This is a genomic window from Mesorhizobium sp. WSM2561 (assembly GCF_000513915.1).
In the GTDB taxonomy this organism is placed as follows: domain Bacteria; phylum Pseudomonadota; class Alphaproteobacteria; order Rhizobiales; family Rhizobiaceae; genus Mesorhizobium; species Mesorhizobium muleiense.
Genome location: NZ_AZUX01000028.1, coordinates 14,506 through 26,938, shown reverse-complemented (window position 1 = coordinate 26,938; position 12,433 = coordinate 14,506). Strand labels below are relative to the sequence as shown.

Genomic DNA, 12,433 nt, shown 5'->3' with positions numbered 1-12,433 from the left:
AGGTTTGAAGCATGCCTTCACTAAAAGACCTTCGTAACCGTATCGCCTCGGTCAAGGCGACGCAGAAGATCACCAAGGCGATGCAGATGGTCGCCGCGGCGAAGCTGCGCCGCGCGCAGGAGGCGGCGGAAGCAGCGCGCCCCTATTCGGAGCGCATGGGTGCGGTGCTGGCCAACATCACCCAGGCGATCGGCGGCGGCGGCGAGGCCCCGGCGCTGATGACCGGCACCGGCAAGGACGACGTGCATCTGCTCGTCGTCTGCACCGCCGAGCGTGGTCTGTGCGGCGGCTTCAATTCGCAGATCGCACGCCTTGCCCGCGACCACATCCGCAAGCTTTTGGCAGACGGCAAGCAGGTCAAGATCATCTGCGTCGGCAAGAAGGGGTTCGACATCCTGCGTCGCGACTATGCGGCGCTGATCCTCGAGCGTGTCGATTTGCGCGAGGTGAAGACGCTGGGCTTCGTCAATGCCGATGGCATTGCCAAGAAAGTCATCCAGCTGTTCAACGAGGGCGGCTTCGACATCTGCACGCTGTTTTATTCGCAGTTCAAATCGGTGATCAGCCAGATCCCGACAACCCAGCAGATCATCCCGGCAGGCGTGCCTACCGCTACCGCCGAAGCGACCGACGGCGGTAGTGCCGTCTATGAATACGAGCCCGAGCCGGGCGAAATCCTCTCCGATCTCATTCCGCGCAACATTTCCGTCCAAGTTTTTCGCGCTCTGCTCGAAAACGCCGCCGGCGAGATGGGCGCCAAGATGAGCGCCATGGACAATGCGACGCGCAACGCCGGCGACATGATCAACAAATTGTCGATCACCTACAATCGCCAGCGGCAGGCGCAGATCACCAAGGAATTGATCGAAATCATTTCGGGCGCCGAGGCGCTCTAGGCGCGCTCCCATGAAGGTCAGCGACCTTCAGGCGGTGCGTGAGAAACAAAGAGACGAAAAGGGTAAAGACGATGGCGAAAGCAGCGACCCCCCAGAAGGCGGCCCCGAAGACCGCCGCGACGGCGGCAGCACCGGCAAAGGCTCCGGCAGCTGCAGCGAAGGCGGCTCCGGCCAAGAAGGCGGCAGCGCCTGCCAAGGCTGCCGCGGCGAAGGCGCCGACCGTTGCCATCAACAAGACCGGCCTGGCCGGCAAGGTTCGCCAGGTCATCGGCGCCGTTGTCGACGTGCAGTTCGGCGAACATCTGCCGGCGATCTTGAACGCCCTGGAAACGTCCAATGTCGGCAATCGTCTCGTGCTCGAGGTGGCTCAGCATCTCGGCGAGAATACGGTGCGCTGCATCGCCATGGACTCGACCGAAGGTCTGGTTCGCGGCCAGGACGTCTATGACACCGGCGCGCCGATCACCGTGCCGGTCGGTCCGGGCATGCTCGGCCGCATCATCAACGTCATCGGCGAGCCGGTCGACGAGGCAGGCCCGGTCGACGGCATCGAGATGCGCTCCATCCACCAGCCGGCGCCGACCTATGTCGAGCAGTCGACGGAAGCGCAGATCCTGGTCACCGGCATCAAGGTTCTCGACCTGCTGGCGCCCTATGCCCGCGGCGGCAAGATCGGCCTGTTCGGCGGCGCCGGCGTCGGCAAGACGGTGCTGATCCAGGAATTGATCAACAACGTCGCCAAGGCGCATGGCGGCTTCTCGGTGTTCGCCGGCGTCGGTGAGCGCACCCGCGAAGGCAACGATCTCTATCATGAGTTCATCGAGTCCGGCGTCAACAAGAAGGGCGGCGGCGAAGGATCCAAGGCGGCGCTCGTCTATGGCCAGATGAACGAGCCGCCGGGCGCGCGCGCCCGCGTCGGCCTGACCGGGCTGACTGTTGCCGAATATTTCCGCGACCAGGGCCAGGACGTGCTGTTCTTCGTCGACAACATCTTCCGCTTCACGCAGGCTGGCTCCGAAGTGTCGGCGCTGCTCGGCCGTATTCCTTCGGCCGTGGGCTATCAGCCGACACTGGCCACCGACATGGGCGCGCTGCAGGAGCGCATCACGACGACGACCAAGGGCTCGATCACCTCGGTGCAGGCGATCTACGTGCCGGCCGACGATCTGACCGACCCGGCGCCGGCGACCTCGTTCGCCCACCTCGACGCGACGACCGTGCTCAACCGCGCGATCTCGGAAAAGGGCATCTATCCGGCCGTCGATCCGCTCGATTCGACCTCGCGCATGCTCGACCCGATGGTCGTCGGCGAAGAGCACTACCAGGTCGCCCGCCAGGTGCAGTCGATCCTGCAGCGCTACAAGTCGCTGCAGGACATCATCGCCATCCTGGGCATGGATGAGCTGTCGGAAGAGGACAAGCAGACGGTGGCCCGCGCCCGCAAGATCGAGCGCTTCCTGTCGCAGCCCTTCTTCGTCGCCGAAGTGTTCACCGGCGCGCCGGGCAAGCTGGTCGATCTCGCCGACACCATCAAGGGCTTCAAGGGCCTCTGCAACGGCGACTACGACCACCTGCCGGAAGCCGCCTTCTACATGGTCGGCGGCATCGAAGAAGCGGTCGAGAAGGCACAACGCCTGGCGGCCGAAGCGGCGTAATCAAGCGAATAGCGAATAGGGAGTAGCGAATAGGGGCGATGTGAGCCGAGCGTTTTTGTCTATTCGCTACTCACTACTCGCTATTCGCTAAATTGATCATGCCTGAAGCTTTCAAATTCGAACTGGTTTCGCCGGAGCGCCTGCTGGTTTCCGAGCAGGTCGAATCCGTCGTCATTCCGGGCGCCGAAGGCGAAATGACCGTCATGGCCCATCACGCGCCGGTCATGACCACGATCAAGCCCGGCGTCGTTACGGTGAAGACCGCGGAAGGCAAGGCAGAGCGCTACGTGGTGTTCGGCGGCTTTGCCGACATTGTTCCGGCCGGCTGCACGCTGCTGGCCGAATCGGCTGTAGCCGTCGGCGACATCGACCGCGCCGACCTCGCCCGCCGTATCCAGGAAGCCAGGGAAGACGTCGCCGACGCTAAGGACGACGAGACGCGCAGCAAGGCCGAGCAGTTCCTTAGCCAGCTCACCACGCTCGAAGGCGCGATTTTGCCGGCATAGAGGGCAGGGCTATCACCCTAGCCATGCCAAGGCGGAGAGTAGTCCGCGTGGGATTCATGCCATGACGTCAGCCAAATAGTACGACGGCGCAGCATAAAAGCGGTTCCGTCGCGATCCTTCGCGCCCCCCTCTGTCCTACCGGACTTCTCCCCCACAGGTGGGGAGATTAGGCTGTCGCTACAGCTTTCGCCAATCCCCAACGTCGCTGAACGAGCGCCAGCGGCGAAGTTGCCAATCTCCCCCCTTGTGGGGGAGATGTCCGGCAGGACAGAGGGGGGCGCTGTCCCGCCGACGTCAAAGTTCTGCATCGCATGCCCTGGTCCAGATTAGTGTCAGGTCCGCCCAACAGTCATTCGCCCTCAATGCCCAGCGCTGTGAAAGCAGCAGCCACGCCGCCCTGGCGCAGGCGTTCGAGATGGGCGGCCGCGAGGTCGATCAGCGTCAGGCGCTCAGCACCGCCCTTGGCGAAGCCGGCCAGGTCGAACACCGCCACCACCGCTTCGCCAGCCGACAGATGCCGAGTGTCGAGTGCGGCAAAAGCCAAGTCGAGCGGGTCGGTGAAGTGGTTTTCCGGCAAGGCTTTGCCGCGCGCCTCGCAAGCGGCGATCCAGGCGGCGACCACCAGCATCAGATAGGCGGGCGGGGCACCGTCACTCATCCGCTCCATGGCCGAGGCAATGATGCGCTGGGGCAGTTTCTGGCTGCCATCATTGGCGATCTGCGCCGTCCGATGGGCGAGCGCGGTGTTCGAATAACGCTTGGCAAGCTGGGCCGTGTAGTCGGTCGTGTCGAGCCCGGCGTCCTTCGGCAGCGTCGTGATCGCCTCGGCCCACAATCCGTCGACAAATTGCTGGATCGCCGGATCGGCGAAGGCGCGGTCGACCGTCTCAAAGCCGCTGAGCAGGCCAAGATAGGCGATCGCCGAATGCGAGCCGTTGAGCAGGCGCAGCTTCATGTCCTCGAACGGCCCGACGTCACCGACCATGGTGACGCCGAATCGTTCCCAGGCCGGCCTGCCCGCCGGGAAATCGTCTTCGACCACCCATTGGCAGAACGGCTCGGTCATGACAGGCCAGGCGTCGTCGACGCCGAGCTGGCCTGATATCCGTGCCCGGTCGGCATCGGTGGTCGCCGGCACGATGCGATCGACCATGCTCGACGGAAACGCCACCTCGTCGGCGATGTGGCGGGCGAGATCGGTGCCGCGCAAGGCGGCGAACTCGACCAGCAGCCGGCGCAGCGTGGCGCCATTGGCAGGGAGATTGTCGCAGCACAGGACGGTGAATGGCTGGATACCGGCGGCGCGGCGGCGCGCAAGCGATTCGGCCAGAAAACCATGCGCCGTTCGCGGCATTTGCGGGTTGGCCAAATCGTGGACGATGTCGGCTTGGGCTGTGTCCAGTCCGCCACCCGCCGCCCTGAGATAGGCTTTTTCGGTGATCGTCAGCGTGACGATGGCGGTGCGCGGATCGGTCAGCGCGGCCAGCACCGCGCCCGGATCTTCCGGGGCCACCAGCATCGACAGGATCGAGCCGACGACGCGCAGGCTTTCGCTGTCGCTGCTCCTGACCGCCAGCGTGTAGAGCCCGTCCTGCGGCGCCAGCGCATCGCGCGTGTCGGCGCTGCGCAGCGAGACGCCGACAATGCCCCAATCCATCTCTCCTGCCGCCAGGCAATCGTCGACATAGGCTGCCTGATGGGCGCGGTGGAATGCGCCGACGCCGAGATGGACGATGCCGGGTACGAAACGGTTGCGGTCGTATCCGGGGACCGCGACCGAGGCCGGCAATGCCTGCCGCGTGCTGTTGGAAAGGCGTCTGTCTGTCATCGTGCGATGGGTCTGATCGAGCTCGTGCCGGGCGTGGCAGGCATGCGGCGTAACATCCGTTTCGTTCCCGCACAATGGGCTGACGTTGCGTTAAAGTCATCATACAACAATCTATTTTTTGTATGTTGACATTATTTCTTTCCGATCCTACCGATGGCCGGGTTGGGAGGAACGACGTGGCCGCATTGACCGATCCGGACCTGCTGTTTCCGTCGGAGGCGCGTCCGCTGTCGCTCGCCCGCGATCTTTACGCAGCTGTCAAGGATCTGCCGATCGTCAGCCCGCACGGTCACACCGATCCGCGCTGGTATGCCCTCAACGAGGCGTTTTCCGATCCAGCGCAATTGCTTGTTGTGCCGGACCATTACATCTTCCGCATGCTGTTCAGCCAGGGCGTCCGGCTCGAGGATCTCGGCGTGCCAACGCTCGACGGCTCACCGGTGGAGACCGACGGCAGGACGATCTGGCGGCGCTTCGCCGAGCACTATTATCTGTTCCGCGGCACGCCGACGCGGTTATGGCTCGACCATGTGCTTGCCCACCTGTTCGGCATCGAAGAGCCGCTGACGGCCGCAACCGCCGACGCCCATTACGACACGATCTCGACCTTGCTGCAGTGGGAGAATTTTCGCCCGCGAGCGCTGTTCGAGCGCTTCAACATTGAGGTCATCGCGACGACCGAAGGCGCGCTCGACGATCTCAGATGGCACCTGATGATCCGCGACAGCGGCTGGGAGGGCCGCGTCATCACCGCCTACCGGCCGGATGCCGTCGTCGATCCCGATTTCGAAGGCTTTTCTGCCAATCTCGATCGGCTCGGCGACATCACCGGCTGCGATACCGGCAACTGGGCCGGCTATCTCGATGCGCATCGCCAGAGAAGAGCCTTCTTCAAAAGTTTTGGCGCGACCGCGTCGGATCACGGCCATCCGACGGCGGAGACCGCCAATCTGTCGGATGCCGCCGCGCAGGAACTGTTCAACCGCGTCCGCCGGGGCTCGGACGACGAGCGTGAGCGAAAACTGTTTCGCGCCCAGATGCTGACCGAGATGGCCAAGATGAGCCGCGACGACGGGCTAGTCCTGCAGATACATCCCGGCTCCTGGCGCAATCATTCGCCTGCCGTCTTCCACAAATTCGGCAGGGACAAGGGTTTCGATATCCCGACCAGAACCGACTATGTGACGGCTCTGAAGCCGCTGCTCGACTGCGTCGGGCTGGAGCGCGACGTCACAATCATCCTGTTCACGCTCGACGAGACCAGCTATGCGCGCGAACTGGCGCCGCTCGCCGGCGTCTATCCGGCGCTGAGGCTCGGGCCGGCCTGGTGGTTCCACGACAGCCCGGAGGGCATGCGCCGGTTCCGCGAGATGACCACCGAGACAGCCGGCTTCTACAACACCGTCGGCTTCAACGACGACACCCGCGCCTTTCCATCCATCCCGGCTCGCCACGACGTGGCGCGTCGGGTCGATTGCGCCTTTCTTGCGCGTCTCGTCGCCGAGCACCGGCTCCGCGAGGACGAGGCGCACGAGCTGGCGCAGGAACTTGCCTATACGCTCGCGAAAAAGGCGTACCGGCTCTAACGGCGCTTGCCGCCATCGTTCAAACGGGAGGAACCAATGCTGCATTTTTCTAGACTGGCGGGAGCTACGCTACTGGCCGCCGCACTGATGGCCGGAACGGCAAGCGCCCAGACGGTCCTGCGCTCGTCCGACACGCACCCGGACGGCTATCCGACGGTCGAGGCGGTCAAATACTTCGGCGAGCTTGTGAAGGAGCGCACGGCCGGCCGCTATTCGGTCGATGTCTATCATTCCGCGCAGCTTGGCGAGGAAAAGGACACGATCGAGCAGGTGCGCTCGGGCGTGATCGACCTCAACCGCGTCTCGATGGCGCCGTTCAACGGACTCATCCCCGAAACCACCGTTCCCTCGCTGCCCTACATCTTCCGCTCGGAAGACCATATGCACAAGGTCATGGACGGACCGGTCGGCGACCAGATCGCGGCGGCGTTCGAACAGGTCGGGCTGGTGCTGCTCGCCTTTTATGACGGCGGCGCGCGCTCCTTCTACAATTCGAAGAAGCCGATCAACTCTGTAGCCGATATGGCCGGCTTGAAATTCCGCGTCATCCAGTCCGACATCTTCGTCGACATGGTGGCCGCACTCGGTGCCAACGCGACACCGATGCCGTATGGCGAGGTGTATTCGGCGATCGAAACCGGGGTCATCGACGGCGCGGAGAACAATTTTCCGAGCTACGACACCGCCAAGCATGCGGAAGTCGCCAAGCACTATTCGCTCGACGAGCACACGATGGTGCCGGAAGCCTTTGTCATGGCGAAGTCGAGCTGGGACAAGCTGACGCCGGAAGACCAGGCGATCTTCAAGGCGGCCGCCAAGGAAAGCGTCGCCAAACAGCGTGAGCTGTGGGCCGCCAAGGTCAAGGAGTCGCGTGCCAAGGTCGAGGCGGCCGGTTCGCAGATCACGACGCCGGACAAGCAGGCCTTCATCGACGCGATGGGACCGGTCTACGAAAAGCACGTCAAGGACGACAAGCTGAAGGCGATGGTCGAAGCCATTAGGGCCGTTCAGTGATCAAGCGGCGGCGCGGGCATTCCGCGCCGCCACCCTCTTGCGGAGAGAACCAGTGACCTCCAGCTCAGAAAAGAGACCGTCCCTGTCCGGCATCGCGCGCGTGATGTCGCGCGTCAGCACGGCCGCGCTGTGGATCGCCGGCATCGGGCTGGTGCTGATGACCGCTTTCGTCGCCTGGCAGGTGTTCGGCCGCTATGTTCTGAACCGCTCGCCGAGCTGGACCGAGCAGGGCTCGGTGATGCTGATGAGCTGGTTCATTTTCCTCGGCGCTGCCGTCGGGGTGCGCGAGAACTATCACCTCGGCTTCGATGTCCTGCTCTACGTGCTGCCGAAAGGCGGCAAGCGTTGGCTGAGGATGATCTCGGATCTCGTCGCGCTCGCCTTCGGCATCGGCATGATCTGGTATGGCAGCCAGCTGGTCGCATTGACCTGGAGCGCCACCTTGCCGTCGCTCGGCATATCGGGGGGCTGGGACTACGTCCCGCTTGTCGCGGGAGGCGCGCTCATCGTGCTGTTCACGCTGGAGCGCATCGTGCTTCGCCTCTCCGGTGCGCCGATCGACGATGCGCTCGATGAGCTGCCGCCGGCGGAAGTCGCAGCCGAACTCGACACAGCCAACGTGAAGGTCTGACGCCATGGAACTCTGGATACTTTTTGGCGTCTTCACCGTCCTGATGCTCATCGGCACGCCGATCGCTTTCTGCCTCGGCGTCGCAAGCTTTGCCACCGTCCTCTATATGGGCCTGCCGCCGCTCATCGTGTTCCAGCGCCTGAATTCCGGCATGAGCGTCTTTTCGCTGCTGGCCATTCCGTTTTTCATCTACGCCGGCGACCTGATGGTGCGCGGCGGCATCGCCAGCAAGATCGTTGCCTTCGCCGGCTCGCTCGTCGGCCACATGCGCGGCGGCCTCGGGCAGGTCAACATCGCCACCGCTACACTGTTTGGCGGCATTTCCGGCTCCGCGGTGGCGGAGGCAGCGGCGGTCGGCGGCTTGATGATCCCGCAGATGAAGGCGCGTGGCTATGGAGCGGATTACGCCGTCAACGTCACATCGATGGCGGCGCTGATCGCGCTGCTGCTGCCGCCGTCGCACAACATGATCATCTACTCGATCTCGGCAGGCGGAAAGATCTCCATCGCCGACCTGTTCACCGCCGGCATCATCCCGGGCCTGCTGTTGGCCCTGGCGCTGATGATCACCGCCTATTTCGTGGCGCGCTCGCGCGGCTATCCGACCGAGCCGTTTCCTGGCTTCGCCGCCGTCGCGCATCTCTTCGCGGTCGCGGTGCCAGGCCTGCTGCTGATAGCGATCATCTTCGGCGGCGTGCGATCGGGCGTTTTCACGGCCACCGAGAGTTCCTGCATCGCCGTCATCTATGCATTGCTCGTGACTGTCCTGGTCTACCGGCAGATGACCTGGGAAGGTTTCGTTCATGCCACCCATGGCGCGGTGCGCACCACGGCCATGGTGCTGCTCATCATCGGCATGGCGGCGGCGTTCTCGTGGTTGATGGCCTTCCTGAAAGTGCCGGCAGCGCTGATAGCCTCAATGAACGCGATCTCGGAAGATCCGCTGGTCGTGCTGCTCCTACTCAACCTCTTGATGCTGTTCCTTGGCACCTTCATGGACATGGGACCGACGATCATCATCTGCACACCGATCTTTCTGCCCGTGGCACAGGCCTACGGCGTCGATCCGGTGCATTTCGGCGTCGTCATGATCCTCAACTTCGGCATCGGGCTGAACACCCCGCCGGTGGGCGCAGTGCAGTTCGTGGCGTGCGCGGTGGGCAAGATATCCGTCTGGGAAGCGATGCGCTCGATCTGGCCGTTCTATGGGGCCGGCCTCGTGGTGCTGGGGCTCGTCACTTACATTCCGGCCATCTCGCTATGGTTGCCGAGCGTCTTCAAATAGGGGCTGGCAATGGCATCGGATATGGCAATCAACCTGAAGGTCGAACGCAAGCCCAAGCTGTCGGAGACCGTGGTCGCGGCGATCCGCAAACAGTTGCAGGCGGGCGAGATCCAGCCAGGCCAAAAGCTGCCGACCGAGGGTCGGCTGACCGAAACCTTCGGGGTCAGCCGCACCGTCATCCGCGAAGCGCTGGCCAAGCTTGCCGCCGACGGTCTGGTCGAGCCGCGCCAGGGCGCCGGGGTCTTCGTCACCGAGCACATTTCGACGATGTTCGGCACGCTGGCTGCGGACATCGGCAGCAAGGATTCGATCGCGCTCAACGTGCTGGAGGTGCGCCTGGCGATCGAGATCGAATCCGCCGGGCTGGCCGCTATCCGTCGCAATGCCGCGCAGGAAGCGGCGATCCAGGAGGCGTTCTTCGAGTTCGAGCGGCTGCTGTTGAACAGCGAGCCGACAGGTCCGGCCGACCTCGCCTTCCACCGGGCGATCGCCAGCGCCACCAACAATCCGTTCTATGTCGAGATGCTCGACGTGCTCGGCCGGCGCGCCATTCCTTGCGACGTGACATCGCCGTGGTCGACCGAACTCGCCCAGTCCGACGCCTATCAGCGCGGCCTGCAAGACGAGCATCTGGTGATCCTGAACGCCATTACATCAGGCGATGCCGAGTCCGCGCGCGAAGCGATGCGCGCGCATCTCAGCGCCAGCCAGCAGCGCTATCGCGAGCGCCTGCATGCACGTCAGATTTTTTATGCCGATTCGGTCAAGGCCGCGGCAACCGAATGACCAATGAGGCAGCCCAATGGGACAGCAATGAATCACACTGACAATCACACCGACTTCACCTCGCGCTTCGCCATCGACCCTGTTACCGCCGCGGCGATGGGGACGGACGAGCTCCGCCACAATTTTCTGATCGAAGGCCTGTTCCAGCTCGGCCGCATCGGCCTGACCTATACGCATTACGACCGCATGATCGTTGGCGGCGCCATGCCTGCCGGGACACCGCTTCCGCTGCAGGCGATCAAGCCGACCGGGACAAAGAACTTTCTCGATCGCCGCGAAATGATCGCCGTCAACATCGGCGGCGCCGGCATCGTCAAAGCCGGCGGCCAGTCCTACGAGCTGCAGCCCCGCGACATGCTGTATCTCGGCATGGGCGCCAATGAGGTGTCATTCGCCTCAGTCAATCCAGCCGGGCCGGCCAAGTTCTATCTGCTCAGCGCGCCGGCGCATCAGAGCCATCCCAGCCAGCTGATCCGCATCGGCGATGCCAAGCGCCTCGACCTCGGCAGCCAGGCGACCTGCAACGAGCGTTCGATCTTCCAGTTCATCCATGCCGAGGGTGTGAAGACCTGCCAACTCGTCGTCGGCATGACCCAACTCGCCCCAGGTTCGGTCTGGAACACCATGCCGTGCCATGTGCATGACCGGCGCATGGAGGCTTATCTCTATTTCGACCTGCCGGAGACGGCGCGTGTGTTTCATTTCATGGGCGAGCCTGACGAGACACGCCATCTCGTCATGCGCAACGAGGAAGCGGTGCTGTCGCCGGGCTGGTCGATCCATTCGGGCGCCGGCACCTCCAACTACGCCTTCATCTGGGCGATGGCAGGCGACAATGTCGACTATACGGATGTCGACCCGGTAGCGATGGAAGAGCTGCGATGAGCGACCTCTCGGCTTTCAGCCTGGCCGGCAAGCGCATTCTCGTCACCGGCGCCAACACCGGAATCGGCCAAGGCATCGCCCTGTCGATCGCGCGCGCCGGTGGTGCGGTGGTCGGCGTCGGCCGCTCTGCAATGGATGAGACCGCGGAAAAGATCGGCGCGGCGGGCGGACGCTTCGAGGCGGTGCGCTGCGACCTTGCCGACCACGCCGCCGCCCAGGCGATGCTCGATCGCGTCTGTGACGAAACCGGGCCGCTCGACGGGCTGGTCAACAATGCCGGGATCATCCGGCGCGCCGACGCCGTCGATTTGACGCAGGGCGATTGGGACGATGTCATAGACGTCAATCTGAAGACGGTGTTTTTTCTCAGCCAGAGCTTTGCCCGGCGCGTGCTTGCCGATCCCGAACGGCGCGGCAAGATCGTCAACATCGCCTCGGTGCTGAGCTTCCAGGGCGGCATCCGCGTCGCCTCCTACACCGCCTCGAAACATGGCGTGGTCGGCATCACCCGGTTGCTGGCCTGCGAATGGGCGTCGAAGGGCATCAACGTCAACAGCATTGCGCCCGGTTACATCGAAACCAACAACACCGAGGCGCTGCGTGCCGATCCTGACCGCAGCACCGCCATTCTGGCCCGCATTCCGGCCGGGCGCTGGGGCGGGCCGGAAGACATCGGCGACGCGGCCGTCTTCCTGCTGGCGCCGGCGTCAAACTACATGCATGGCGCGGTGGTGCCGGTGGACGGCGGCTGGCTGGCGCGATGAGGAGCATGACGAGGATGTGGCGATGACCGGAACGAAGATCTTTGCGCATGCCGGCGAGGGCGCGTGGACGCCGACCCCTGATGGCAATCGCAGACGTGTGCTGCTGCACACCGACGAATTGATGATGGTCGAGTTCGGTTTCGACAAGGGCGGTGTCGGCGCGCTGCATTCGCACCCGCATGTCCAGGCGAGCTATGTCGCCGAAGGCCGCTTCGAGGTCACCATCGACGGCACGACCGAGATCCTGGAAACGGGAAGCAGCTTCATTGTCCCTTCCAATTTGATCCACGGCGTCAAGGCGCTCGAGGCCGGCCGCCTCGTCGACAGTTTTACACCGCACCGCGCCGATTTCCTCCACTGACAGTACGAGAACGCCCGCAGGTCACCTGCAGCGGCATGCATATCCCGCAAACGAAAAGCCCGCGCCTCCGGAGAGACGCGGGCGTGTTGCCTGGGCGCTTGTGGCGCCGCGGTACTCAAAACATCACCGCAGGACCTGACCCTGCCGAATCATGGTGAAGATAGGATTAATCGGCCCGAGCCGTTGCGCGATATTCACAGCCAAAGTGAATAGAGGCTGGAATCACGCTCACATAT

At 63.8% G+C, this 12,433-nt stretch carries 12 protein-coding genes; 11 read left to right on the top strand and 1 reads right to left on the bottom strand.

Going from position 1 to position 12,433, the window contains the following annotated elements:
- The first annotated feature begins 11 nt into the window (after positions 1-11).
- The 3 genes from M727_RS0122620 to M727_RS0122610 all read left to right on the top strand — a co-directional run bounded on the left by M727_RS0122620 (position 12) and on the right by M727_RS0122610 (position 3,057).
- Positions 12-896, top strand: coding sequence for a F0F1 ATP synthase subunit gamma (locus M727_RS0122620; protein ID WP_023800085.1), 885 nt, complete (start codon positions 12-14; stop codon positions 894-896).
- A gap of 71 nt (positions 897-967) precedes the next feature.
- The gene (gene atpD / locus M727_RS0122615; protein WP_027154564.1) at positions 968-2,551 is read left to right on the top strand and encodes a F0F1 ATP synthase subunit beta; all 1,584 of its coding nucleotides are present in this window, start codon (positions 968-970) and stop codon (positions 2,549-2,551) included.
- A gap of 98 nt (positions 2,552-2,649) precedes the next feature.
- The gene (locus tag M727_RS0122610; protein WP_027154563.1) at positions 2,650-3,057 is read left to right on the top strand and encodes a F0F1 ATP synthase subunit epsilon; all 408 of its coding nucleotides are present in this window, start codon (positions 2,650-2,652) and stop codon (positions 3,055-3,057) included.
- Positions 3,058-3,406: 349 nt separating this feature from the next.
- On the opposite strand, the gene M727_RS0122605 is transcribed toward M727_RS0122610, so the two are convergent.
- Entirely contained in the window at positions 3,407-4,885 is a 1,479-nt protein-coding gene (locus M727_RS0122605; protein WP_027154562.1) for a mannitol dehydrogenase family protein, read from the bottom strand.
- 176 nt (positions 4,886-5,061) lie between these two features.
- Here M727_RS0122605 and uxaC point away from each other — a divergent pair, with 176 nt between their 5' ends.
- The 8 genes from uxaC to M727_RS0122560 all read left to right on the top strand — a co-directional run bounded on the left by uxaC (position 5,062) and on the right by M727_RS0122560 (position 12,197).
- Positions 5,062-6,471, top strand: coding sequence for a glucuronate isomerase (uxaC, locus tag M727_RS0122600; RefSeq protein ID WP_027154561.1), 1,410 nt, complete (start codon positions 5,062-5,064; stop codon positions 6,469-6,471).
- Between the two features lie 36 nt (positions 6,472-6,507).
- On the top strand, positions 6,508-7,485 hold the full coding sequence (locus M727_RS0122595; protein WP_027154560.1) for a TRAP transporter substrate-binding protein: 978 nt from the start codon (positions 6,508-6,510) through the stop codon (positions 7,483-7,485).
- Between the two features lie 103 nt (positions 7,486-7,588).
- Positions 7,589-8,116: a TRAP transporter small permease gene (locus M727_RS0122590; RefSeq protein WP_156941595.1), complete on the top strand. Its 528-nt coding sequence runs from the start codon at positions 7,589-7,591 to the stop codon at positions 8,114-8,116.
- A 4-nt stretch (positions 8,117-8,120) separates the two neighbouring features.
- Positions 8,121-9,401 (top strand): TRAP transporter large permease, encoded by a 1,281-nt coding sequence (locus tag M727_RS0122585; RefSeq protein ID WP_027154558.1) that lies wholly within the window; start codon positions 8,121-8,123, stop codon positions 9,399-9,401.
- A gap of 9 nt (positions 9,402-9,410) precedes the next feature.
- On the top strand, positions 9,411-10,187 hold the full coding sequence (locus M727_RS0122580; RefSeq protein ID WP_023800077.1) for a FadR/GntR family transcriptional regulator: 777 nt from the start codon (positions 9,411-9,413) through the stop codon (positions 10,185-10,187).
- Positions 10,188-10,214: 27 nt separating this feature from the next.
- Positions 10,215-11,072, top strand: a complete 858-nt coding sequence (gene kduI / locus M727_RS0122575; protein ID WP_027154557.1) for a 5-dehydro-4-deoxy-D-glucuronate isomerase — start codon at positions 10,215-10,217, stop codon at positions 11,070-11,072.
- The gene (gene kduD, locus M727_RS0122570) at positions 11,069-11,836 is read left to right on the top strand and encodes a 2-dehydro-3-deoxy-D-gluconate 5-dehydrogenase KduD (protein ID WP_027154556.1); all 768 of its coding nucleotides are present in this window, start codon (positions 11,069-11,071) and stop codon (positions 11,834-11,836) included. Before kduI ends, kduD begins: the two co-directional genes overlap by 4 nt.
- A gap of 22 nt (positions 11,837-11,858) precedes the next feature.
- Complete coding sequence (locus M727_RS0122560; protein ID WP_027154555.1) at positions 11,859-12,197, top strand: cupin domain-containing protein; 339 nt, start codon at positions 11,859-11,861, stop codon at positions 12,195-12,197.
- Positions 12,198-12,433 lie beyond the last annotated feature (236 nt).